Genomic DNA, 23,551 nt, shown 5'->3' on the forward strand with positions numbered 1-23,551 from the left:
CGCTTTTCAAAAGTGTTACGTCCGAATCTAAACTAACTGGTGTATAATTGTGTAAAATGTAGCTGGCAGCTTTTCTGCTTGTTGAAGCTGCTGTCATAAAAAACCAAGGGCTTCTCCTGCGTTACGCGGAAGAAGCCCTTGGTTTTTTATGACAGATTAATCATAGTATGAGCGAAAAAAGTATGTAAACAATGGGTTGGCCTGACACAATTACACACCAGTTGGATTAGTTTGGGGCGTAACATTTTTGAAAAGTATTACGTCCCCATTCTGCCTTTTAAAACTGCCATCGGTATGCTATAATGTTTGCAAGTGCTGAAAAAAGATAGTATCAGAAGGAGTAATGATTATGGAACTGACAACGATCAAGGAATTATATAGGAACACAGAAAGTTACCTGGACAAAGAGGTGACTGTGGGCGGCTGGGTGCGCAGCATCCGCGACTCCAAGACCTTCGGGTTCATCGTGGTAAATGACGGCTCTTTCTTTGAGACCCTGCAGGTGGTGTACCATGACAGCATGGACAACTTTGCAGAGATCTCCAAGCTGAACGTGGGAGCTGCCATTATCGTGAAGGGAACACTGGTGGCTACGCCCCAGGCAAAGCAGCCTTTTGAGATCCAGGCTGAGACTGTGGAGGTGGAGGGGGCTTCCGCTCCGGACTACCCGCTGCAGAAGAAGCGCCACAGCTTTGAGTACCTGCGGACCATCGCTCATCTGCGCCCCAGGACAAACACCTTCCAGGCTGTGTTCCGGGTAAGATCCCTTACAGCCTACGCCATCCACAAATTCTTCCAGGAGAGGGGATTTGTCTATGTGCACACCCCCCTGATCACAGGAAGTGACTGCGAGGGGGCAGGGGAGATGTTCCAGGTGACCACCCTGAATCTGAACAATGTGCCTAAGAAGGAAGATGGCACAGTGGACTACTCCCAGGATTTCTTTGGAAAAGAGACTAACCTGACAGTCAGCGGACAGCTCAACGGCGAGACGTTTGCCCAGGCTTTCCGCAATATCTACACATTCGGACCTACCTTCCGGGCAGAGAACTCCAACACCACAAGACACGCGGCGGAGTTCTGGATGATCGAGCCGGAGATGGCATTTGCGGATCTGAACGACAACATGGATCTGGCGGAGGCCATGCTGAAGTATGTCATAAACTATGTGCTGGAGAACGCGCCGGAAGAGATGGATTTCTTCAACTCCTTTGTGGACAAGGGACTTCTGGACAGGCTTCACAATGTTGTGTCCTCCGAGTTTGCCAAAGTGACCTACACGGAGGCTGTGGAGATCCTGGAGAAGAACAACGACAAGTTTGAATACAAAGTTTCCTGGGGCACAGACCTGCAGACAGAGCATGAGCGCTATCTGACAGAGGAAGTGTTTAAGAGACCTGTGTTTGTCACAGACTATCCAAAGGAGATCAAGGCCTTCTACATGAAGCTGAATGAGGATGGAAAGACCGTGGCAGCTGTAGACTGCCTTGTGCCCGGCATCGGCGAGATCATCGGCGGAAGCCAGAGGGAGGACGATTACGAGAAGCTGTCCGCCCGCATGAAGGAGCTGGGACTCAAGGAGGAGGACTACGGCTTTTACATGGACCTGAGAAAATACGGCTCCACACGCCACTCCGGGTTCGGCCTTGGCTTTGAGAGATGTATCATGTACCTGACAGGAATGGGCAACATCCGCGACGTGATCCCGTTCCCAAGGACAGTGAACAACTGCGAGCTGTAAAAGGCAGTTAAAAGAGAACGCAAAAAAGGAATGAAGAGGGGACATCACGGATTCCCCCGCCGGAGGGAGGGCTAAAGCCTTCTCTTCGCCGGGGCAGAATAAGGAGGTTCACGAGAGTATGAATATCGTAGTAGTGGATGACGAGCGGGAGATCGCGGACGTCATCGAACTGTATCTGCAGAACGACCAGTATACGGTCTACAAATTCTACACCGGCCAGGAGGCTCTGGACTGTATCTTTCAGAAGAAGATAGACCTGGCTATCCTGGATGTGATGCTGCCGGATATCGACGGGTTCCAGATACTGAAGAAGATCCGGGAGAAATACACCTTTCCGGTGATCATGCTGACGGCCAAGACCGAGTACATGGACAAGATCACAGGGCTCACCATGGGGGCAGATGACTACATACCCAAGCCCTTCAATCCTCTGGAGCTGGTGGCCAGGGTGAAGGCCCAGCTCCGCCGCTACACCCAGTACAATGACGGCGGAAAGGAGCCGGGAGAGGTCATCGATTTCGGCGGCCTTCTGCTGAACCGTACTTCCCACGAGTGCATTTATAATGAAGTCCCTCTGACCCTCACCCCCATAGAGTTTGATATTCTCTGGCTCCTCTGTGAGAACAGGGGCAAAGTCATAAGCTCCGAGGAGCTGTTCGAGAAAGTATGGCATGAGAAATACTATAAAAACAGCAACAATACAGTGATGGTGCACATCCGGCATCTGCGGGAGAAAATGAGCGCACCCACGGGAACTTCAGACTTTATCAAGACAGTGTGGGGAGTGGGTTATAAAGTTGAAGAGTAATTACAGAAAATTAAAATTCAGTATCCTGCTGCAGACAGTGCTGGTGACAGCACTGACTGTACTTGTTGGCGGCTTTCTTCTGAATTATGTGATCGACGGGGTATACAATGACAGCTTTGCGACGACATTTGTAAAGATACTCACAGCCTTTCACGTGGAAGAACAGACCGCCATTGATTTATATTGGCGGCTTATAGGAGACAATAAGGAGTTCTTTATGATCGTCGGCTTCCTGCTCCTGTTTGCCCTGTTTTTCTACGTGGCCCTGTCCAAGATGACAAAGTACCTGGACCAGGTGGGGGATGGCATCGAGAACATCATCTCTGAGTCCACGGAGCCCATACACCTGATCACGGAGCTGAAGCCTATCGAGATCCGGCTGAATGAGATCAAGGCCACGCTGAAGCGGCAGGACCTGGAGGCCATAGAGAGCGAGAAGAAGAAAAATGACCTGGTGCTCTTCCTGGCCCATGACCTGAAGACCCCCCTCACCTCTGTGGTGGCCTATCTGGCTATGCTGGACGCCCACCCGGACATGCCGGAGGCGGAGCGGGCCAAGTATATCCACATCTCCCTCGAGAAGGCCACAAGGCTCGGGGAGCTGATCAACGAGTTCTTTGACATCACCAAATTCAATCTCCAGGATATCGAGCTGGAGCCGGTGGAGCTGAACCTGTCCATGATGCTGGAGCAGATCGCGGACGAGCTGTACGGCGTCCTCCAGGAGAAGCAGCTCACCTGCGAGGTGGAGACAGAGGACGGCCTGGTGGTGTACGGGGACCCGGATAAGCTGGCCAGAGTCTTTGACAATATCCTGAGGAATGCCATAGCCTACTGCTATGCGGGGACAACCATACAGATCAGTGCCTGCAGGAAGAACCGGGATGTGGAGATCACATTCTCGAATAAGGGGAAGAAGATTCCGGGGACAAAGCTGCAGACTATCTTTGAGAAATTTTACCGGCTGGATGACTCCAGGTCCAGTGAGACCGGAGGGGCAGGTCTTGGCCTTGCCATAGCCAAGGAGATCGTGGAGCTTCACGGTGGGCGCATCATGGCCAGGAGTGACGATGAGAGGACACAGTTTATCGTGACGCTGCCGTCTGAAAAAGAGCAGGAGGAGAAGGAAGACAATGAAGTTCATACACATCGCGGACGTGCATTTAGGGGTGTCGCCCGAGGCAGGAAGAGCGTACAGCGGGGAGCGAAGCGGAGAAATCTGGGAAAGCTTCCGAAGACTGATAAGAGTGTGCAAGAAGGAGATGCCGGACCTTCTCCTGGTGGCCGGTGATCTTTTTCACAGGCAGCCCCTTCTGCGGGAGCTGAAGGAGGTGGACGGCCTGTTCGCCTCTCTGGACAGGACTCAGGTGGTCCTCGTTGCGGGCAATCACGACTACATGCGCAGGGAATCCTACTACCGCACCTTTCAGTGGAGCCCCAACGTGCATTTTCTCGGCTCGGACAGGGTGGAGGCTGTGGAGCTTCCCGCCCTTGAGACAGCAGTGTACGGGTGCAGCTACCACGAGAGGCAGATCCGGGAGCCCCTCTATGACAGCGCGCCGGCGGCCGGGAGACAGAAAACGGAGATCCTCCTGGCTCACGGCGGAGACGGGACCCACATTCCCATCAACAGGGAGAGGCTGGCCGGCCTGGGCTACGCCTATGTGGCCCTGGGGCATATCCACATGCCTCAGGTGGTCATCCCCGGACTTGCGGCCTATGCAGGGGCGCTGGAGCCCACGGACAAGAATGACACGGGGAAGCACGGCTACATACAGGGGGAGATCACGGAGGGGGGGACTTGTTTCTCCTTTGTCCCCTTTGCCGGCCGGGAGTATATCCACTGTGAGGTGGAGGTGGACCGCCGGACGACAGGTGCGGGACTGGCAGAGCTGATCCAGGGAAAAATAGAAGAAAAAGGCGTGGAGAATATATATAAGTTTCTTTTGAAAGGATATCGTGACCCGGACATCCTCTTTGACCTGGATGCCCTGGACAGGAGAGGAAATATCACTGACATCACGGACGAGACAAAGCCGGCCTGGGACATGGAGAAGCTGTACAGGAACAACAAGAACAATCTGATCGGCAGATACATAGAGAGCTTTTCCGGTGCGGAAAAGGACAGCGTGGAATACAGAGCGCTCTTTGAGGGGGTCAGTGCTCTCATGGAGACAAGAAGGGGAACAGAATGAAAATTCAGAAGCTGGAACTGAGACATTTCGGGAAATTCAGAGACAGGACCATCCTGCTGGGAGACGGCATACAGCTCCTCCAGGGTGAGAACGAAGCCGGTAAGACCACGATCCACACCTTTATAAAGAGTATGCTCTTTGGCATGGAGAGAGGGCGGGGCAGGGCGGCGGCCGTTGATACCTTCAGCCGGTACGAGCCCTGGGATGAGTCTGGCGCCTACGGGGGAGCCATAGAGTTTACCTGTGGGGGCAAGACCTTCCGGCTGGAGAGGAGATTTGACAGACAGGGGAAGAGAGCCGGGCTGGTCTGCCTGGATGACGGAGAGCAGCTCTCCCTGGAGGACGGGGACCTGGAGATGATACTGCCGGGACTGGAGGCGGACAGCTATGAGGATACACTTTATATCAGGCAGTCCGGCGCCCAGACAGGACAGACGCTGGCGGCGCAGCTGAAAAACTTCGCTGCAAACTATTCTGTTTCCGGGGATGCGAGGATTGACCTTGCGGCGGCTCAGGAGGTACTCCGGGAACAGGAGAAGGCACTGGACCGGCAGGCAAGGGACCGTACCCGGGAGCGGCAGAGCCGCAGGGAGAAGATCGAGCAGGAGGCATCCTATGTGTGGAGGGATATCCACCGGCTGGAGGAGGAGCTGGAGAGGGTCCGGGAAGGCCTCGAGCTGAAAAGAGCGAAAGAAGAAAATGAAAAGAGGGAGAGCGAGAAGCGCATGATCGATGAGCTGCGCCCGGACAGGTGGCGGATCCATCCCCTGGAGGTGGCGGGCATCATCCTGGCGGTGGTCGTTCTCTTTGTCCTGATGCCGCGCCCCTGGAATTATGCCACATCTGTGGTGGCAGCCCTGGCGGGAGGGATTTATATCTGGAACCGGATGAAGGTGGAGAAGAAGCGGCAGAAGACCGCTCCTGAGCTGATGCTGGAGGAGATCACCCCGGAGGAGGAGCTGGCCTCTGCGGAGAAGCTGCGCTGGGAGCAGCAGCACCTGGAGGAGGAGAAGAAGGAAAAGCAGACCCAGTACGAGAACCTTCAGGAGGAGCTGGCAGAGCTGGGAGAGCTGGATGGCATCTACAAAGAGCAGGAGAAGGAGCGGGCGGCCCTGGCCCTGGCGCAGGACAGGCTCTCCCAGGTGGCCCGGGACATGCAGAGCCAGGTGCGCCGGGATCTGAACGGAGCTGTCTCCGGGATCGTCCAGGGCATCACCGGTGGAAAATATACCAGGCTGCTGGTGGAGGAGGGGGCCCGTCTGGTCTTCTTCCAGGATGGGCGCCGCATTCCTCTCTCCCAGGTGAGCCGGGGCACCATGGAGCAGGCCTTCCTGGCCCTTCGGCTGGCGGCGGCAGACCTTCTCTACGAGGAGGAGTATCCCCTGATCCTGGACGATGCTCTTGCCAGCTACGATGACAGGCGGCTGGCCAATACTCTCCGGTGGCTGGCAGGGAACAGGGAGCAGGTCCTGCTCTTTACCTGTCAGCACCGGGAGGGAGAAATCCTCCGCAGGGAGTCTATCCCCTTTGACCGGATAGATCTTCCCTGATATGCCGTGGGGGTGGGCCCCCGGCAGGACTGGCTTAAGACAGACAGAAAAAAGCAGGCCCTGTTTCCGCCTGTGCCGTGAGCATAAGACGATCCGGCAGCGGAAAACAGGGCCTGTCCTTTTTATTCTTCTTAGATTTCCTCGCCTCTGCGGTATTTCTCCACCACATGCTGGATCCTCGCGCTGGGATTCAGGATGCTGCTGATGGAGCCGTCATGGTTCAGCGTGTCGATCATGAGGGCGATGTACTTGCTCATGTCGCAGTTGATATAGTAGGGGCGTGAGAGCAGCTCAGGCGTCTGATAAATGAGGTTGGTGGTCAGGATGCCGTTGATGATGCCCTCCTCGTAGGCCTTGTCAAATTTCTCCATTCCGTTTGTGAAAAGGCCGAAGGTGGCGGCGGCGTAAATCCTCTTCGCGTTCCGCTGCTTCAGCTGGCGTGCCACATCCAGGATGCTGTCTCCGGAGGAGATCATGTCGTCCAGGATGATGACGTCCTTGCCCTCCACGGAGGAGCCCAGGAACTCGTGGGCCACGATGGGGTTGCGGCCGTTTACGATCCTTGTGTAGTCCCGGCGCTTGTAGAACATGCCCATATCCAGGTTCAGCACGTTGGCCAGGTACACGGCCCGCTCTGTGGCGCCCTCGTCAGGGCTGATGGCCATCATGTGGTCGCTGTCTATCTTCAGATCCTTCACTGTGCGCAGGAGTCCCTTCACAAACTGGTAGGTGGGGCGCACGGTCTCGAAGCCGCTTAAGGGGATGGCGTTCTGCACCCTCGGGTCGTGAGCGTCAAAGGTGATGATGTTGTCCACGCCCAGGTGTACCAGCTCCTGCAGAGCCAGGGCGCAGTCCAGGGACTCCCGGCTGCTCCGCTTGTGCTGGCGGCTCTCGTAGAGGAAGGGCATGATCACGTTGAGGCGTCGTCCCTTGCCCCCGATAGCGGCGATGATGCGCTTCAGGTTCTGGAAATGGTCGTCAGGAGACATATGGTTGGTGTGGCCTGACAGAGAATAGGTCAGGCTGTAATTGCACACATCGACCATGATATAGACATCCTTTCCGCGGACAGATTCTCCGATGATCCCCTTTGCCTCACCGGAGCCGAACCGGGGCACTCTCGCGTCGATCAGATAATTGTCTCTCTCATATCCGCTGAAGACGACATCATTCTTGTGTACATGTCCGTCCTCTCTCCTCCATTTCACGAGATAGTCGTTGACACGTCTTCCCATATCCTGGCATCCGTCCAGGGCGATGATCCCCAGGGCTCCCACGGGAATATTGTCTAAAATACGTTCGTTTCGGCGCAGCATCTTATAAGGTACCTCCTGTTGATTGAAATATTTTATTGCACTCTGTTCATCAGTTTTTTCTGTATCCGGATATCGTCACCTGTCAGGCGGAGCACGGTGTAGGCGCTTGTGATCCTTGAAAATACTCTCTCCGAGTAAATGTTTTTCAGGTCCTCCAGCGAGAGATTTGTTGATATCAGGGTGGACTTTTTGCGCAGGATCCTCTCGTTCAGACAGATAAAAAGCTGGGAGTTGGTGAAGGAATTGCTCATCTCCGTTCCCAGGTCATCAATGATGAGAAGATCGCAGCTGTAGATGTGGTCGCAGTCAGCCCCGGCCTCCTCCTCCCGCCGGAAGGTGCTCTTTGCGAATATGTCAAAGAGCTGGGCGGCCGTGAAATAGATCACGGAGAAGGACTGCTCCAGAAGCTCCTTTGCGATACAGTGGGAGAGAAAGGTCTTTCCGACCCCTGTGTCGCCGTATAGGAGCAGATTGCGGAACTCTGTCCCGAATGTATCGATAAATTCGCGGCAGCTCTTCAGGGCGATCTCTATGGCCTCCCTTGAGGACCGCCCGGTGAGGCGGTCGATGTGGCTGTTGGAGTAGTATTCCATGGAAAAGGTGTCAAAATTCTCCCGGTCCAGCACCTCCTGCAGGTTGGATCGGGTATAGAGCAGATCGATGACCGCCTTCTTAAAGCAGTGGCATTTCCTGTCTCCGATATACCCCGTGTCCTGGCAGTCCGGGCATGTGTAGTGAAGCTCCAGATAATCCGAAGGATAACCGTTTTCCCGAAGAAGTGCAAGCTTTTTTTGGGAAAGTGCGTGGATTTTTTTCTTTAAAGTGTCCAGGGCTGACTCGTCCCCCTCCAGGAGGCGGCGGGCCTGCTGTAGGGAAAGGCTGGAGATCTCATTGTCCAGCTCCTTTATCTGAGGGATCTTTATTTCGATATCAGCATAGCGCCTGCGCCGCCTGTACTCATTTTCCAGGCGGTGTTGCTCATAGGTGTGCATGATCTGTTCGTACTGGGAATTGGTAAGAGCCACAAGTCTTCTCCCTTCTCAAGTGGTGGAGGGCAGCCATGTCCCTACTGGTTCTGTATGAGCCTGCGGGTCAGGTCTTCCATGTCCTCATAGGTCCTGCCCTCAAAATTGTTAAAGCGGTTCCGGGCAGCTTTGGGTGTCTCGGCGGAAGAGGAGGCGGACCGCGTCTGGCGCTTTTCCTTCCGCTCCAGCTTTTCCTTCTGGTATGCCTGGTCCAGAGCCTCCACGTCCTTCATGGTCCGGGCGCCCCCGTCCATCCAGCTCTTTAAGATGGACTCCGCATAGTCGAAGCTGGGCTGGTGGATGCTGTTCATGGTCCGGTTGCAGGCCTCCAGGATCAGCTCGTCCGAAAAGCCGTACTCCCCGCTCCAGCGCTGGATGTAGCCAAGCTCGGAGGAAGCGGGAGAGCGGCCGGTGATGCCGAAGGCCTTCAGGACACCGTAGCAGCTCCGGCTGTAGAAGGCAGCGCTCTGCTTTGCCTCCTCCGGTGTCCGGATCTTACGGTCCGTCCAGGACAGGGCCACCTTCTGTATGTAGTGCATGCTCTTGTGCCCGTTCTCCACGCAGTACTCTATCAGGTACTCGATCAGGTCCGTGGACATGCCCAGCTCGTCATAGAAGTAGGTGATGGTCCTCATATCCGTGGCAGAGAGAGTCTTGCCCAGATACTGCTCCGCCACAAAAAGCAGCTCCTTGAGCTCCTTGCGGTTGCGGAAGCGGGTCACGTTCTCAGGGGAAGAGGACGGCTCCCTTCCCTCCCCTGTCTCCGCCCTCTCGGGACCGGCCGGCACATCGGTCTGGACCGAGGGAGAGGCGGCGCGGGAAGGAGCGGCAGGAGAAAGCACTGCGGAGGATGCCGCCGAGGAGGCAGGCATGCCGCTGCCAGGGCCATCCGTGATCTCGTAGTCCAGAAGCCCCTGCTTTTTCCAGTATTTCAGAGCGCGGATCACATCCTTCTCCGTGTCGTCCAGGATGTCCGCAATGCCGGATATGGTCAGCTCCCTGTCCGGGCAGGCCTGGCAGCGCAGCAGAAGAAGATAGACCTTCACGTACTCTCCGTTTGCCTCCGGCATATAGTTGTCAATGAATTCGAAATCCAGCAGGAGTGCCTTGTCCTGCCGGCAGTTTTTCAGTGTCAGTTTCTTCATGCTTCTCCTATCCTCGCTTGTCGTTATCTGTCGTATACGTTTTATCGCAGACCTATTATAGCACCGGAGAGGGACGGGCAAAAAGAACTTTTTGAGCCAAAATCCATCTTTTTTGTGGATAAAATCCTGTGGAAAATGTGGATAACTAGCCTTTCAGCAGATCCTCTCCAATATTTACAACGTTTCCGGCCCCCATAGTTATCAACATGTCCCCTCTCTGGCAGCGGCCGGCGAGAAATCCCTCGATGGCCTCAAAGGAGGGGAGGTAATAAGCGTCAGAGCCCTTCGCCTTCAGCGCCTCTGCAAGCAGCTCCGAGGACACGCCGAGAGTGTCTGTCTCCCGGGCTGCGTAAATGTCTGCCAGCACCACATGGTCCGCGTGGGTGAGGGCGTCGGCAAAATCATCGAAGAGCGCTTTTGTGCGGGTGTAGGTGTGAGGCTGGAACACGCACCATATCTCCCGGTGGGGGTAGGCCGCGGCCGCCTTCAGGGTGGCCTTTATCTCTGTGGGATGGTGGGCGTAGTCGTCGATGACCGTGACTCCGTTCCAGTCTCCCTTGTGCTCAAAGCGGCGGTCTGTCCCCCTGAAGGAGGAGAGTCCCTTCTGCGCGTCCTCAAGGGACACGCCCAGCAGGTCTGCCGCAGCGATGACGGACAGGGCATTGCAGATGTTATGGTCCCCTGTCACGGACAGGCGGATGCGCCCTGCATTCTTTCCGTGCCGGATAAGGTCAAAGGAGGCGTCGCCGAACTCATCGTGGGAGACGGCAGCAGCGGAGTAGTCCGCATCCGGCTCCAGGCCGAAGGTGATGACCCGGCATTTCAGCCCCTCCGTGATCTCCTCCAGTCTCTCGATGCTCCTGTTGATGATGAGGACGCCGTCCTCCGGCAGGAGCTGGGCGAATTTCCGGAAGGAATGGCGGATATCCTCCAGGTCCTTGAAGAAGTCCAGATGGTCCGCGTCAATGTTGAGGATCACGGAGATCTTCGGGAAGAAGTGGAGGAAGCTGTTGGTGTACTCGCAGGCCTCTGTGACAAAGATGTCGGAGCCTCCCACCCGGATATTCCCCCCGATGGCCTTCAGGATGCCTCCCACAGAGATAGTGGGGTCCTTCTCCCCCGCCAGAAGGATGTGGGAGAGCATGGAGGTCGTGGTCGTCTTCCCGTGGGTGCCGGAGATGGCTACGGGAACCCTGTAGTTGCGCATGAGCTGGCCCAGGAGCTCCGCCCGGCTGAGCATGGGAAGGCCCTGCCGGACTGCCTGGGCGTACTCCTCGTTGTCCTCGTGGATAGCGGCCGTGTAGACCACCACATCGATCCCGGGGATGATGTTGGAGGCCTTCTGCCCGTAGAAGACCTGAGCTCCCAGGGCGGTCAGATGGTCTGTCAGGGCGGACTCCTTTGCGTCAGAGCCGGAGATGGTGAAGCCCTCCTTGAGGAGGATCTCAGCCAGGCCGCTCATGCTGATGCCGCCGATGCCGATAAAATGTACGTGAACAGGTTCATGAAAATTGATCTTATACATGGTCAACATACCTTTCTGTAAAAATGATATCCATATAATAACAACGCGATATGTGGATGCCGGCGGCGCCGAAAAGACACTTTGTGCATTGTTTATGATGTCGGGGCAAAAGCCCGGGACTACGATGCCTGCGGATTGTTCCGTGCTACGCACTTTCACAATCCTACCCAATATTCGCATATCGTGGGATATACATCCCACTTTTATGCTCATATTGGGGCGGGTCCCAAGGTCTTTCTCCCACTTATGAGCAAGCTCATGTGGGTTCAGACCTTTTGCCCCTGGCATCTCATTTATATTATTATAAACATATATAATAGAAAAGCCAAGAAACTTTTTTTGTGATATATCGATAAAAAAATGGTAGAATAACCACTTTTTTTGTAAAATATGTTCACTTAAATACGGAAGTATGGTATAATAAAAGTCATTAAAATTGCTGAGAAGGGGTGATGGCATGATCAAAAAAGAAATGATAGCAATGCTGCTGGCAGGAGGACAGGGCAGCAGACTTGGAGTCCTCACGGCGAAGGTTGCCAAGCCGGCCGTTGCTTTTGGGGGGAAATACAGAATCATAGATTTTCCGCTCAGTAACTGCATCAATTCGGGAATCGACACAGTGGGCGTCCTGACCCAGTACCAGCCGCTGCGGCTCAACACACACATCGGGATCGGCATCCCGTGGGACCTGGACCGCAACATCGGAGGCGTGTCCATTCTCCCGCCATATGAAAAAAGCTCAAACAGCGAGTGGTACACAGGCACAGCCAACGCGATCTATCAGAACCTGGATTACATGAGCACGTTTAATCCGGACTATGTGCTGATCCTGTCGGGAGACCACATTTATAAGATGGATTATGAGGTGATGCTGGATTACCACAAGGAGCACGAGGCGGATGTGACCATCGCCGCCATGCCGGTTCCTATGGAGGAGGCCAGCCGGTTCGGCATCGTGGTGGCGGACGGGGACGGCCGCATCACAGAGTTCCAGGAGAAGCCGCCGGAGCCCAAGAGCAATCTGGCTTCCATGGGCATCTACATCTTCAGCTGGCCGGTGCTGAAAAAGGCCCTGATGGACCTGAAGGACGTGCCGGGCTGCGATTTTGGAAAGCATATCATCCCCTACTGCCATGAGAAAGGAAAGCGGCTGTTCGCCTACGAGTACAATGGCTACTGGAAGGATGTGGGGACGCTGGGCTCCTACTGGGAGGCCAACATGGAGCTCATCGATATCATACCGGAGTTTAACCTGTACGAAGAGTTCTGGAAGATCTATACAAACAGTGACATCATCCCGCCCCAGTACATTGCGGACACGGCCATTATCGACAGGAGCATCATAGGGGACGGCGCGGAGATATACGGGGAGGTACACAACTGTGTCATCGGCTCCGGCGTGACCATCGGGGCAGGCAGTGTGGTCCGGGATTCCATTATCATGAAGGATGTGGAGATCGGCGCGGGCTGCATCATCGACAAGGCCATCATCGCGGAGAGCGTGCGCATCAGCGACAATGCCACCCTGGGCACAGGCGCGGATGTTCCCAACAGGCACAAGCCGAATATCTACTCCTTTGGCCTTGTGACCATCGGGGAGAACTCTGTCATACCCGGCGGCGTGCAGATAGGAAAGAATACAGCCATCAGCGGCGTCACCGTCAGGGAGGACTACCCCGGCGGCGTGCTGGAGAGCGGAGAGACATTGATAAAGGCGGGTGAGAGAATATGAGAGCAGTAGGGATTATATTAGCAGGCGGAAACAGCAACAAGATGAGAGAACTGACCCAGAAGAGGGCGGTGGCCGCCATGCCCATCGCGGGCAGCTACCGGGCAATAGACTTTGCCCTGAGCAACATGACAAACTCTCATATCCAGAAGGTGGCTGTGCTGACACAGTACAACGCCCGCTCTCTGAACGAGCATCTGAATTCTTCCAAGTGGTGGGATTTCGGGAGAAAGCAGGGGGGACTTTACGTGTTCACCCCCACCATCACGGCGGACAACGGCTACTGGTACAGGGGGACGGCGGACGCTATCTACCAGAACCTGGACTTCCTGAAAAAGTGCCATGAGCCCTATGTGATCATCACCTCCGGCGACGCGGTGTACAAGATGGATTACAACAAAGTCCTGGAATACCACATCGCGAAGAAGGCGGATATCACCATCGTGTGCAGGGACCTGCAGCCCGGCGAGGACGCGACCCGCTTTGGCACCCTGAAGATGGACGAGACCATGCGGGTGGAGGAGTTTGAGGAGAAGCCCATGATGGCGGCCTACAACACTATTTCCACAGGCATTTACATCATAAGGAGGCGTCAGCTCATCGACCTGATCGAGCACTGCGCCGAGGAGGAGAGGCATGATCTCGTCACGGATATCCTCATCAGATACAAGAATCTGAAAAAGATATACGGCTATAAGATCAAAGACTACTGGAGCAATATCGCTACAGTTGACGCGTATTATAAGACCAATATGGATTTCCTGAGGCCGGAAGTGAGAAATTACTTCTTTAAGGAATATCCGGGCATTTATTCCAAGGTCAGCGACCTGCCACCGGCGAAATACAACCCGGGGGCTGTGGTGAAGAACAGCCTTGTGGCCAGCGGGTCCATCATCAACGGTACGGTGGAGAACTCCGTGCTGTTCAAGAAGACCTTTGTGGGGAATAACTGCGTGATCAAGAACTCGATCATTCTCAATGATGTGTATCTGGGCGATAACACCTACATTGAGAACTGCATCGTGGAGAGCCGGGATACGATCCGGGCCAATACGCGCCACGTAGGTGAGAATGGCGTAAAGATAGTAGTCGAAAAAAATGAGAGATATGCACTGTAAGAGAAAAAAGGGAAAGATGCAGTGACTGACAAGAAAGGGGCTAGAAGACATGCAGATCACAGATGTACGCGTGCGGAAAGTTGCGAAGGAAGGGAAATTAAAGGCAGTAGTGTCCATTACAATGGACGAGGAGTTTGTCGTGCATGACATTAAAGTCATCGAAGGCGAGAAGGGACTCTTTATCGCAATGCCGAGCAAGAAAGCGCTGGACGGAGAGTACAGGGATATCGCCCATCCCATCAACTCAGCCACAAGAGAGCGTATCCAGAGCATTATCCTGGAGAAATACGAGGAGGCGCTGAGCCAGGAGGCAGAAGCCGAGCCGGAGATGGCCTGATCGATAGATTGGCAAAAGAGAAAACAGGCTGGTGTGAGTGACCAGCGGACAGCAAAGGCGCTGTGGAGATCCCGGGAGGGATTTCCCGGCGCCTTTTTGTGACGGCGGCGAGCCGGGCTCCGGGTCTTCCCGGGACAGCATTTTGAGGAGGCAGAGAGAAGGATATGAGTGCATTTGAAAGGATCTTAAGCGGCTTTCCGGATATAGACCGGCTGTTGAACTATATCCGGCTTGGGGACAATGTTGTGTGGCGGGTAAAGAGCCTGGATGAGTTCAGATGCTTTGCGGAGCCCTTTGCGGACCAGGCGCTGACTGACGGGCGGACGGTCATCTATATGAGATTTGCCGGCCATGAGCCCCTGCTCCGGCCCCGCCCGGGGCTGAAGATACGGGAGTTCGATCCGGACAAGGGGTTTGAGGCTTTTACAGTTGACATCTACAACTGCATTACGGAAAATGGAAGAGAGGCGTTTTACATTTTTGACAGCCTCTCCGAGCTCCAGTCCGTGTGGTACACGGACCTGATGATGGGAAATTTCTTCCGGGTCACCTGCCCGTACCTGTTCCGCCTGGATACCGTGGCCTGCTTTCCCCTGCTCCGGGGACGCCACTCCTTTGACGCCGTGGCCAGGATACGGGACACGACCCAGATTTTTCTGGATGTGTACAGGGGAGAGGGCCTGTACTACATCCACCCTCTGAAGGTGTGGGACCGATACTCGGCAAAAATGTTCCTCCCTCACGCCTGGGACCCGGGGGACGGGACTTTGAGGACGGTGGAGGACGGCGTGGCCCTGAGCCGCTACTACCGCGTCCTGGAGGAGGAAGAGGCCCAGGAGCAGGATCAGAGCCTGGACAGCCATGACCGCTTTTTCTCCGCGGCCAGGATGGCCTTCCGCCAGGGGAGCTTCAGCAGGGAGACAGAGCGGCAGATCGTGGAGAGCACCATGACAAAGGACCGGCGGCTCCAGGAAATGCTGCGCCGGTATTTTGAGCCCAGGGACTATTTCCTGCTCCGGGACAGGATGGCGGGGAGCGGTTCCATAGGGGGCAAGGCCTGTGGCATGCTGCTGGCCCGCAAGATCGTCCGAAAGGAGCTCCCCGGTTATGAGAGCTGCCTGGAGCCCCACGACTCCTTCTATATCGGCTCGGATGTGTTCTACACGTACATTGTGTCCAACAATTGCTGGGAGCTGCGCATAGCCCAGCGGACAAAGGAGGGCTATTTCAGCCGGGCGGAGGAACTCAGACAGGCTCTGCTGACAGGGGAATTCCCCGGGAATATACGGGAGAAGTTCCGGTCCATACTGGATTATTTCGGGCAGAGCCCTGTCATCGTGCGGTCCTCCAGTTTTCTGGAGGACGGCTTCGGGAACGCCTTTGCCGGGAAATATGAGTCTGTGTTCTGCGTGAACCAGGGCAGCCCGGCAGAACGCCTGCAGGAATTTGAGGATGCGGTCCGGACCGTGTACGCGAGCACTATGGATGTCTCCGCGCTGGAGTACAGAAAGCAGCGGGGACTGGAGGACCGGGATGAACAGATGGCAGTGCTGGTACAGCGGGTATCCGGCTCCTATCACGGGAAGCTGTTCTTCCCTGCCGCGGCCGGCGTGGGATACAGCTACAGCGCCTACAGATGGCGGGCGGACATGGACCCGTCGGCAGGACTTCTGCGGATCGTGGCCGGGCTGGGCACCCGGGCGGTGGACCGGACGGAAAATGATTATCCGCGCCTTGCGGCCCTGGACCGGCCGGCTGTGTCCATGCAGACAAACACGGCGGACAGGCATCGGTTCTCCCAGAGGAGGATGGACGTGCTGGATACAGAGAAAAACGCGTGGAGGACAGTGGAGGCGGATAAGGCGGCGAAGGATATGCCGCTCTGGCTCAGGAGGGCTGTGATGGAGAGGGACTATGAGGCCGAGGCCGCGCTGCGCCGGATGGGACGGGAGCGGCAGGTGTGGTTCATCACCTGCCAGGGGCTGCTGGAAAATAAGGAGTTTACGGACTATATGCGGGAGCTGCTCCGCGTCCTGGAGAGGGCCTACGGCAATCCGGTGGACATCGAGTACACAGTCAATCTGGACCAGGAGGGAAGGTTCGTGGTGAACCTGCTCCAGTGCCGTCCGCTGTACACGGGCAGCAGGAACGGGAAGGTGGAGATACCGCCCGTGCCGGAGGAGCAGGTGCTGTTCAGCCTGCAGGACTCCTCCGTGGGAGACTCCGCCTCCCGGCGGATCGATGTGGTGGTGCAGATAGACCCCAGGGCCTACTATGGATATCCCTACGGGCAGAAATACCGGGCGGCGGAGGCTGTGGGAAGGATCAACAGATATTACCGGGGACAGGGGAAAAGCCTGCTCCTGACAGCGCCGGGGCGGATAGGCACCTCCTCGCCGGAGCTGGGAGTTCCGGTAAAGTTTGCGGATATTTCCGGCTTTGCCGGGATCTGCGAGGTGTCCGACAGCAGGGCCGGGTACATGCCGGAGCTGAGCTACGGCAGCCACATGTTCCAGGACCTGGTGGAGGCGGGGATTTTTTACGCGGCAGTCTGGATGGACCGCAGGACCAGGAGCTATCACCCGGAGCTGACAGAAAAATGCGAAAATGTCTTCCCTGCCATCTGCCCCGACATGCCGGAGCTCTTCTCCATGTTCCGGGTGACGGAGACGGCAGGGCTGTACTACTGGAACGATGTGATGTCGGGGAAATGCCTGTGCGGATACAGGACGGAGGGGGAGACCGTGTCTTAGGAACTATTAGGGACAGGATATAGAAATTGCAGGAATGGAGACCGAGAACAGAAAGGAGAGACAGATATGGCAACGACAATGGAAATGCTGGAGGAGCTGCAGCACAGGGCCCACCAGGATCCGGCGCTTAAGGAGGAGCTTCTGGCCACCAGGAGGGGGGACGATCCCCTGGGGGCCTTCTGCCGGAAATGCAGGGAGCTGGGCTATGAGATATATGAGATGGAGCTGGTGAATGCGGGGGAGGAGTTCTACGCCGAGATCAAGCGGAGCACCAACGGCGGCGGAGAGAATTCGCCTCTCCTGGACGGGCAGAACGACGCCTATGAGCTCTTTTTCGCGGCTCTGGAGCAGGAGCCCATCGACGGGTAAGGCGCTGCCGGTATCGGTGGACCAACCCATCGACGGGTAAGGATCCGTCTACACGTCCTTCTCCAGGCAGAAGCGCATCTTTTTCCCGGTCACCGGGTGGAGAAATTCCAGCCGGAAGGCGCACAGCCTGAGCACCTGCCAGGAGCCGGGGGAGTGGGAGAGAGCTGCCGGGTTGTACTTGGTGTCCCCGGCCAGGGGGCATCCCACGTGGGCCATCTGCACACGGATCTGGTGGTGCCGGCCGGTCAGGAGATGGATTTCCAGCTCTGTCTGCCTGTCCTCTGCGTCAGGGAAAAAGGGAGCTTCCCCGGAGATAGTACGGTATTCCAGAACCGCCTTTTTGGCGCCCGGCGTGTCGGGGGAGCAGACTCGTGAGGTGTTGCTGCGCCCGTCCTTTACAAGATAGTCCTGGAGCGTGCCGCTGGGAGCGGGCGGACACCCGTCCGCGAGAGCCCGGTAGTGCTTTCCGAAGGAGCCGCCTGTGAGCTGTGCGTTCAGAGAGGCGGCACTTTTTTTTGTCTTCCCGAAGACAAGAAGGCCGGAGACGGGCTGGTCCAGCCGGTGGACGACAGCCAGGTAGGGCTCCTGTCCCTGGCGGACCAGATAAGTCTTCAGAAGGCTCTCCATGTCCGGGGAGCCGGCCCGGCGATTCTGGACAGCCAGGCCGTGGGGCTTGGCGCAGACAAGGATATGGCTGTCCTCATAGAGGATGCGCGGGGAGAGCTGGTCTGGATGTGTGGTGTGGATCTGAGGCATGCTGGGCCCCTCCTTTCTTATGGAACAAGGTAAGACCAGTATAGCATCCTGAGCGGGCTCCTGTCATTTTTTTCCTGCAGGACGTGCGGAAAAAAGAAAGAAGTGGGCGGGACGGGAAATTCACCCTTGACAAATAAAACTGTATTCGCTAAAATTCTGTTTAACTGATATATTCAGACAAAAGCATACCTGCCGGCAGTGATGGCTGCGGAAGGCAGGACTGGCAGTGAAGAGGAATAGTAATGGTAAGGCCGGTGTACACAGAGAGGGGATCCTGCGGCTGAAAGTTCCCTGCATTCGGGTATCATGAACCTACCTTGGAGCCTCTGTATGAAAATACAGCGTCATGTCAGCGTTAATGGCAGACAGAGAGAACTGCAGAAGGGCTGCAGTTAATTAGGGTGGTACCGCCGAACTTTTCGGTCCCTTTTTCGGGGAGACGAGAGGTCCGGCGATTTTTTATTTTCCCGCGGCAGGGCTCACCCGCCGGGGAGGAGCCTGCGGAGAAGAAAGATCAGCCGGAATATCATTTCCCACAGTCAGACAGACGGGGCAGGGGGCTCCGGAGAAAAATCAGAAAAAAGGAGAAAAAGTCATGGCTAATGAAAAGAAATTGGTGAAAAATATCACTTCCCGCGATGAGAATTTTGCGCAGTGGTATACAGACGTAGTGCGCGAGGCAGAGCTCTGCGACTACTCCAGCGTAAAGGGATGTCTGAACTACCTTCCCAATGGATACGCGATCTGGGAGCTGATCCAGGCGGATCTGGACAGACGTTTTAAGGAGACAGGCGTGGAAAATGTATGCCTGCCCATGCTCATCCCGGAGAGCCTTCTGGAGAAGGAGGCAGACCACATCGAAGGCTTTGCGCCAGAGGTGGCCTGGGTGACACACGGAGGCATGGAGAGACTCCAGGAGCGTCTCTGCATCCGCCCTACATCCGAGACACTGTTCTGTGACCTCTGGGCCAAGACGGTCAAATCATACAGAGACCTTCCCAAGGTGTGGAACCAGTGGAACTCCGTGCTCCGCTGGGAGAAGACTACAAGGCCCTTCCTCCGCTCCAGGGAGTTCCTGTGGCAGGAAGGACACACCATCCACGCCACATACGAGGAGGCTGAGGCGCGCACCATCCAGATGTTCCACGTGTATGAGGACTGCTACAGAGAGACGCTGGCTATCCCCTTCGTGTCCGGAAGAAAGGCAGAGCACGAGAAGTTCGCGGGAGCTCAGGACACCTACACCATCGAGGCTCTGATGCACGACGGAAAGGCGCTCCAGTCTGCGACAAGCCATTTCTTCGGAAGCGGCTTCCCGGATGCCTTCGGCATCAAGTATCTGGATAAGAACAATCAGCTCCAGAGCGTGTATGAGACATCCTGGGGATGGTCCACAAGAAGCATCGGCGCCATCATCATGGTCCACGGCGATGACAGCGGTCTTGTGCTGCCGCCTCACGTAGCGCCGGTAGAGTGCCGCATCATCCCTATCGCGCAGCACAAGGAGGGCGTGCTGGAGAGAGCCGACGCGCTGCTGGATGAGCTGAAGAAGGCCGGCTACAGAGTGAAGATCGACGACTCTGAGAAGAGCACCGGCTGGAAGTTCTCCGAGCAGGAGATGCTGGGCATCCCCACCCGTATCGAGATAGGGCCCAAGGATATCGAGAAGAACCAGGTGGTGGTAGTACGCAGGGATACAAGAGAGAAGATCGTTGTGTCTCTCGACGAGATCGCGGTAAAGCTGCGTGAGATACTGGAGACCATCCAGCAGGATATGTACAACAGAGCGGAGAAGTTCCTGAACGACCACATCGACACAGCCACCACCATGGATGAGATGGTGGAGAAGTTCAAGGCGAACAGAGGCTTTGTAAAGGCCTGCTGGTGCGGAGATCCGGAGTGCGAGGGTGAAGTGAAGTACGCCACAGGCGGAGCGGCCACCAGGTGTCTCATCGAGGACGAGGAGTTCATCTCCGACAAGTGTATCTGGTGCGGCAAGCCGGCCAAGCACATGGCATACTGGGGTAAATCCTACTAATCCCTGCCTTTTGTCTTCCCGGGCGGAGCCCGGAAAAGGAAAAAGCGGGAGAAACGATACAACAAAGTCAGGACTAAGGGGCGGAAGGATAAAAACCTCCGCCCCTTAGCTTCCCCTATCCGATTCTGAAACAGAAAACAGGCTATGATATGATAGAGATACGATAACAGAGGGTAAAGGACTGATAGATATGAATGGCGCCAGACAGACACATATAGCTATGCCGGACAAGGTAAAGGAGATCATCCGCACGCTGCGGGGGGCGGGCTTTGAGGCCTGGGCCGTGGGGGGGTGCGTCCGGGACTCTATCCTGGGGCGTGCGCCCGGGGACTGGGACATCACCACCTCCGCCCTGCCGGAGCAGACAAAAGAGCTGTTTCCCCGGACCTTTGACACGGGGATCCAGCACGGGACCGTGACCGTGCTCCTGGAGGGGGAGGGCTTCGAGGTGACCACCTACCGGATCGACGGGACCTACGAGGACAGCCGCCATCCCACGGAGGTCACCTTTACGAGAAGCCTGCGGGAGGACCTGCTGCGCCGGGATTTTACCATCAACGCCATGGCCTACAGCGACGAGGAGGGGCTGGTGGACATCTTCGGCGGCATGGAGGACCTGGAGCGGGGCGTGATCCGCTGCGTGGGGGATGCCAGGGAGAGATTCCGGGAGGACGCCCTGCGCATCCTGCGGGGCGTGCGCTTCGCGGCCCAGCTGGGCTTTGACCTGGAGGAGGAGACCCGGGAGGGCATGCGGGAGCTGGCCCCCACGCTGCAGAGGATCAGTGCGGAGCGGATACAGACAGAGCTCCTGAAGATCCTCCTGTCCGGCAGGCCGGACATGCTCCGGACCGCCTGGGAGCTGGGGATGACCGCCTGGTTCCTGCCGGAATTTGACAGGATGATGGAGACTTCCCAGGAGACGCCCCACCACATGTACACAGTGGGGGAGCACACGCTCCACGCCCTCCTGAATGTGCGGCCGGACAGGGTGCTGCGGCTCACCATGCTGTTCCACGACATGGGGAAGCCGGATCTGAAGACCGTGGATGCGGATGGGACCGCCCACTTCAAGAAGCATGCCCTGCGCAGTGAGGAGCTCACAAGGGAGGTCATGCGCCGCCTGAAGTTCGACAACGAGACGCTGAAAAGCGTGGCCACCCTCGTGAGGTACCACGATTACCGGATGCCGGTCCGGGGGGAGGCTGTGCGGCGGGCCATGAACCGGATCGGGCCGGCCCTCTTTCCCCTCTACCTGGAGGTGCGGCGGGCGGATGTGCTGGCCCAGAGCCTGTACCTCCGGGAGGAGAAGCTGGCGGATATAGCCGGGGTGGAGCGCCTCTACAGGGAGGCCCTTGCCCGGCGGGAGTGCGTTACCCTGAAAGACCTGGCGGTCAACGGCAGTGACCTCATAGAGGCGGGCTTCCGGCCGGGAAGGGAGCTGGGGGAAATCCTGCAGAGCCTCCTGGACGATGTGATGCGGGAGCCGGAGCTCAACGAGAGGGAAAGGCTGCTGGCTCTGGCTGAGGAGAAAAAGAAGTAAAAGAGGAACAGGCATATTACCGTTTCCGATGACATACATTAAACAGAACATGATATTGGAAGAGTGCAGGGGACGGTAATATGCAGGATTACGAATTGAGTATATTGGAGCAATATCCAATCAATGTAAAGTGCACCCGCAAAACAAGGGGTGCGTTTTTTTGTGATACAGACCAGGGACTTTTTCTGCTCCGGGAGGCGGGGGTGTCCAGGCGCCATGCCATCCTGATGCGGCATGTGGGAGTTTATCTGTACCAGGAGGGAAATATGCGGACGGACCTGCCTGTGGCCAACTGCGACGGGGAGCTCCTCTCCACCTCCCCGGAAGGGCGGACCTATATACTGAAGCAGTGGTTCAGAGGGCGGGAGTGTGACGTCCGGAAAAGCCGGGAGCTCCTGGAAGGGACCGCCAATCTCGCCCACCTGCACCGGTTCATGGGGCAGGTCCCTCCCTGCCCGGAGCCGGAGGAGGGCGGGACACCCGCGCGGCCGGAGGGACTGGAGAAGGAGTATGAGAGGCATAACCGGGAGCTGAAAAAGATACGGCGGTTTATGAGGGGACAGTCCCCAAAGGGAGAGTTTGAGCTGGAGTTCCTGCGGTATTTTGACAGAATGTTCGATTGGGCCCGGTGTGCGGAGGAGGAGAGCAAACGCAGGGATTTTGGCAAAATATGGGAGGCTTCCGCGGAGAATAACACCATGATACACGGGGATTATAATTATCACAATATCCTCGTCACGGCGGGCGGATATGCCACCACCAATTTCGACAGATGCAGGGCGGGCATCCAGATGGAGGACCTGTACTATTTTCTGCGGAAGGCTATGGAGAAGCACGGCTGGAATGTGAAGAGCGGGGATCACATGCTGGATGCCTACAGCGCCATACGTCCCCTCTCGGACGAAGAGGTGGAATATCTGAAGATACGTCTCATCTATCCGGAAAAATTTTGGAAGCTGGCAGACTCCTACTATTGCTCCAATAAGGCGTGGGTCCCGGCCAAGAATCTGGAGAAGCTGAAGACCGTGGTGACGCAGACGGAGGAGAAGAGCAGATTCCTGGAACGGCTGTTCTCATTTTCTCTGTAAAAAGCCCAGAAACCTTGAAAATGCCGGGTTTTTCGGGGATTTTCCCTTGACAAACAAGGGGAAAGCCTGTATAACTTTATTTGAAAGGCGTCCCGCGGGCCCAGTGGAAATACGGCGTGGGATGCACAATAAGCTGAATAGAATATGATAAGGGTTCTATCATAAGTCGAAGGAGGAGTTTTCCATGAACAAAACAGAATTGGTAGCAGCGATTGCTGAAAATGCAGAGATATCCAAAAAGGATGCTGAGAAAGCCTTAAAAGCCTTTGTCGATGTAGTGACAGAGGAGTTAAAGAAAGAGGAGAAGGTACAGCTTGTAGGCTTCGGTACATTTGAAGTGAGCAAGAGATCCGCAAGAGAGGGAAGAAATCCTCAGACAGGCCAGACCATGAAGATCGAGGCCTGCAAGGCTCCGAAGTTCAAAGCCGGAAAGGCTTTAAAGGATGCTGTGAACGCATAGAGGTTGTTGTGATAGAAGACGGCACTGCGGCGGAGAAGGCTGCAGTGCCGTTTTGTGC

At 56.2% G+C, this 23,551-nt stretch carries 17 protein-coding genes, 2 pseudogenes and 1 other annotated feature; of the genes and pseudogenes, 14 read left to right on the forward strand and 5 right to left on the reverse strand.

Annotated elements, in window-relative coordinates:
* Nucleotides 1-349 precede the first annotated feature (349 nt).
* The 5 genes and pseudogenes from asnS to B5E62_RS12805 all read left to right on the forward strand — a co-directional run bounded on the left by asnS (nucleotide 350) and on the right by B5E62_RS12805 (nucleotide 6,294).
* Nucleotides 350-1,741, forward strand: coding sequence for an asparagine--tRNA ligase (asnS, locus tag B5E62_RS12785; protein WP_087174934.1), 1,392 nt, complete (start codon nucleotides 350-352; stop codon nucleotides 1,739-1,741).
* Nucleotides 1,742-1,859: 118 nt separating this feature from the next.
* Nucleotides 1,860-2,549: a VanR-ABDEGLN family response regulator transcription factor gene (gene vanR / locus B5E62_RS12790; protein ID WP_087174935.1), complete on the forward strand. Its 690-nt coding sequence runs from the start codon at nucleotides 1,860-1,862 to the stop codon at nucleotides 2,547-2,549.
* Entirely contained in the window at nucleotides 2,539-3,840 is a 1,302-nt protein-coding gene (locus B5E62_RS17690; RefSeq protein WP_087174936.1) for a sensor histidine kinase, read from the forward strand. Before vanR ends, B5E62_RS17690 begins: the two co-directional genes overlap by 11 nt.
* Nucleotides 3,743-4,744, forward strand: a pseudogene (locus tag B5E62_RS12800) (metallophosphoesterase family protein); the annotation flags it as partial. The gene B5E62_RS17690 and the pseudogene B5E62_RS12800, both read left to right, overlap by 98 nt.
* Nucleotides 4,741-6,294 carry an ATP-binding protein gene (locus B5E62_RS12805; RefSeq protein WP_087174937.1) on the forward strand — a complete coding sequence of 518 codons (1,554 nt, stop codon included), beginning with the start codon at nucleotides 4,741-4,743 and terminating at the stop codon, nucleotides 6,292-6,294. The pseudogene B5E62_RS12800 and the gene B5E62_RS12805, both read left to right, overlap by 4 nt.
* Before the next feature lie 131 nt (nucleotides 6,295-6,425).
* Here the strand turns inward: B5E62_RS12805 and B5E62_RS12810 are convergent, their stop codons facing one another.
* The 4 genes from B5E62_RS12810 to murC all read right to left on the reverse strand — a co-directional run bounded on the left by B5E62_RS12810 (nucleotide 6,426) and on the right by murC (nucleotide 11,305).
* Nucleotides 6,426-7,610 (reverse strand): ribose-phosphate pyrophosphokinase, encoded by a 1,185-nt coding sequence (locus B5E62_RS12810; RefSeq protein ID WP_087174938.1) that lies wholly within the window; start codon nucleotides 7,608-7,610, stop codon nucleotides 6,426-6,428.
* Between the two features lie 32 nt (nucleotides 7,611-7,642).
* On the reverse strand, nucleotides 7,643-8,635 hold the full coding sequence (locus B5E62_RS12815) for an ATP-binding protein (RefSeq protein WP_087174939.1): 993 nt from the start codon (nucleotides 8,633-8,635) through the stop codon (nucleotides 7,643-7,645).
* Nucleotides 8,636-8,676: 41 nt separating this feature from the next.
* Complete coding sequence (locus B5E62_RS12820) at nucleotides 8,677-9,780, reverse strand: DnaD domain protein (protein ID WP_087174940.1); 1,104 nt, start codon at nucleotides 9,778-9,780, stop codon at nucleotides 8,677-8,679.
* Between the two features lie 145 nt (nucleotides 9,781-9,925).
* Nucleotides 9,926-11,305, reverse strand: coding sequence for a UDP-N-acetylmuramate--L-alanine ligase (gene murC / locus B5E62_RS12825; protein ID WP_087174941.1), 1,380 nt, complete (start codon nucleotides 11,303-11,305; stop codon nucleotides 9,926-9,928).
* 457 nt (nucleotides 11,306-11,762) lie between these two features.
* Between murC and B5E62_RS12835 the strand changes: the two genes are divergently transcribed.
* The 5 genes from B5E62_RS12835 (at nucleotide 11,763) to B5E62_RS12855 (ending at nucleotide 17,611) form a co-directional block, all read left to right on the forward strand.
* A complete protein-coding gene (locus B5E62_RS12835; protein ID WP_087174942.1) occupies nucleotides 11,763-13,037 on the forward strand; it encodes a glucose-1-phosphate adenylyltransferase in 1,275 nt (424 codons plus the stop codon).
* On the forward strand, nucleotides 13,034-14,152 hold the full coding sequence (gene glgD, locus B5E62_RS12840) for a glucose-1-phosphate adenylyltransferase subunit GlgD (protein ID WP_087174943.1): 1,119 nt from the start codon (nucleotides 13,034-13,036) through the stop codon (nucleotides 14,150-14,152). The genes B5E62_RS12835 and glgD overlap by 4 nt, the downstream gene beginning before the upstream one ends.
* A gap of 49 nt (nucleotides 14,153-14,201) precedes the next feature.
* Nucleotides 14,202-14,489 carry a septation regulator SpoVG gene (spoVG, locus tag B5E62_RS12845; RefSeq protein ID WP_033125804.1) on the forward strand — a complete coding sequence of 96 codons (288 nt, stop codon included), beginning with the start codon at nucleotides 14,202-14,204 and terminating at the stop codon, nucleotides 14,487-14,489.
* A 164-nt stretch (nucleotides 14,490-14,653) separates the two neighbouring features.
* Nucleotides 14,654-17,242, forward strand: a complete 2,589-nt coding sequence (locus B5E62_RS12850) for a PEP/pyruvate-binding domain-containing protein (RefSeq protein ID WP_087174944.1) — start codon at nucleotides 14,654-14,656, stop codon at nucleotides 17,240-17,242.
* A gap of 66 nt (nucleotides 17,243-17,308) precedes the next feature.
* On the forward strand, nucleotides 17,309-17,611 hold the full coding sequence (locus B5E62_RS12855; RefSeq protein WP_087174945.1) for a hypothetical protein: 303 nt from the start codon (nucleotides 17,309-17,311) through the stop codon (nucleotides 17,609-17,611).
* 48 nt (nucleotides 17,612-17,659) lie between these two features.
* Here B5E62_RS12855 and B5E62_RS12860 read toward each other — a convergent pair whose 3' ends face one another.
* The gene (locus B5E62_RS12860; protein ID WP_087174946.1) at nucleotides 17,660-18,367 is read right to left on the reverse strand and encodes an RluA family pseudouridine synthase; all 708 of its coding nucleotides are present in this window, start codon (nucleotides 18,365-18,367) and stop codon (nucleotides 17,660-17,662) included.
* Nucleotides 18,368-18,584: 217 nt separating this feature from the next.
* Nucleotides 18,585-18,798: a binding site (T-box leader), on the forward strand.
* 164 nt (nucleotides 18,799-18,962) lie between these two features.
* Between B5E62_RS12860 and proS the strand changes: the two genes are divergently transcribed.
* The 4 genes and pseudogenes from proS to B5E62_RS12880 all read left to right on the forward strand — a co-directional run.
* The gene (gene proS / locus B5E62_RS12865) at nucleotides 18,963-20,405 is read left to right on the forward strand and encodes a proline--tRNA ligase (RefSeq protein WP_087174947.1); all 1,443 of its coding nucleotides are present in this window, start codon (nucleotides 18,963-18,965) and stop codon (nucleotides 20,403-20,405) included.
* 220 nt (nucleotides 20,406-20,625) lie between these two features.
* Nucleotides 20,626-21,945 carry a CCA tRNA nucleotidyltransferase gene (locus B5E62_RS12870; RefSeq protein WP_242957917.1) on the forward strand — a complete coding sequence of 440 codons (1,320 nt, stop codon included), beginning with the start codon at nucleotides 20,626-20,628 and terminating at the stop codon, nucleotides 21,943-21,945.
* A gap of 80 nt (nucleotides 21,946-22,025) precedes the next feature.
* Nucleotides 22,026-23,033, forward strand: a complete 1,008-nt coding sequence (locus tag B5E62_RS12875) for a phosphotransferase (RefSeq protein ID WP_087174949.1) — start codon at nucleotides 22,026-22,028, stop codon at nucleotides 23,031-23,033.
* Between the two features lie 169 nt (nucleotides 23,034-23,202).
* Nucleotides 23,203-23,493, forward strand: a pseudogene (locus B5E62_RS12880) (HU family DNA-binding protein); the annotation flags it as partial.
* Nucleotides 23,494-23,551 lie beyond the last annotated feature (58 nt).

Origin of the sequence: Lachnoclostridium sp. An118, assembly GCF_002160985.1 — a bacterium.
GTDB classification, from domain to species: Bacteria; Bacillota; Clostridia; order Lachnospirales; family Lachnospiraceae; genus Claveliimonas; species Claveliimonas stercoravium.

Excerpts from the sequence above, each read along its gene's own strand:
- B5E62_RS12855 (WP_087174945.1), top strand. The coding sequence starts at position 17,309 with ATGGCAACGACAATGGAAATGCTGGAGGAGCTGCAGCACAGGGCCCAC.
- spoVG (WP_033125804.1), top strand. The coding sequence starts at position 14,202 with ATGCAGATCACAGATGTACGCGTGCGGAAAGTTGCGAAGGAAGGGAAA.
- murC (WP_087174941.1), bottom strand. The coding sequence starts at position 11,305 with ATGTATAAGATCAATTTTCATGAACCTGTTCACGTACATTTTATCGGC.
- asnS (WP_087174934.1), top strand. The coding sequence starts at position 350 with ATGGAACTGACAACGATCAAGGAATTATATAGGAACACAGAAAGTTAC.
- B5E62_RS12860 (WP_087174946.1), bottom strand. The coding sequence starts at position 18,367 with ATGCCTCAGATCCACACCACACATCCAGACCAGCTCTCCCCGCGCATC.
- B5E62_RS12850 (WP_087174944.1), top strand. The coding sequence starts at position 14,654 with ATGAGTGCATTTGAAAGGATCTTAAGCGGCTTTCCGGATATAGACCGG.
- B5E62_RS12820 (WP_087174940.1), bottom strand. The coding sequence starts at position 9,780 with ATGAAGAAACTGACACTGAAAAACTGCCGGCAGGACAAGGCACTCCTG.
- glgD (WP_087174943.1), top strand. The coding sequence starts at position 13,034 with ATGAGAGCAGTAGGGATTATATTAGCAGGCGGAAACAGCAACAAGATG.
- B5E62_RS12810 (WP_087174938.1), bottom strand. The coding sequence starts at position 7,610 with ATGCTGCGCCGAAACGAACGTATTTTAGACAATATTCCCGTGGGAGCC.
- B5E62_RS12870 (WP_242957917.1), top strand. The coding sequence starts at position 20,626 with ATGCCGGACAAGGTAAAGGAGATCATCCGCACGCTGCGGGGGGCGGGC.
- B5E62_RS12805 (WP_087174937.1), top strand. The coding sequence starts at position 4,741 with ATGAAAATTCAGAAGCTGGAACTGAGACATTTCGGGAAATTCAGAGAC.
- vanR (WP_087174935.1), top strand. The coding sequence starts at position 1,860 with ATGAATATCGTAGTAGTGGATGACGAGCGGGAGATCGCGGACGTCATC.
- B5E62_RS12875 (WP_087174949.1), top strand. The coding sequence starts at position 22,026 with ATGCAGGATTACGAATTGAGTATATTGGAGCAATATCCAATCAATGTA.
- proS (WP_087174947.1), top strand. The coding sequence starts at position 18,963 with ATGGCTAATGAAAAGAAATTGGTGAAAAATATCACTTCCCGCGATGAG.
- B5E62_RS12835 (WP_087174942.1), top strand. The coding sequence starts at position 11,763 with ATGATCAAAAAAGAAATGATAGCAATGCTGCTGGCAGGAGGACAGGGC.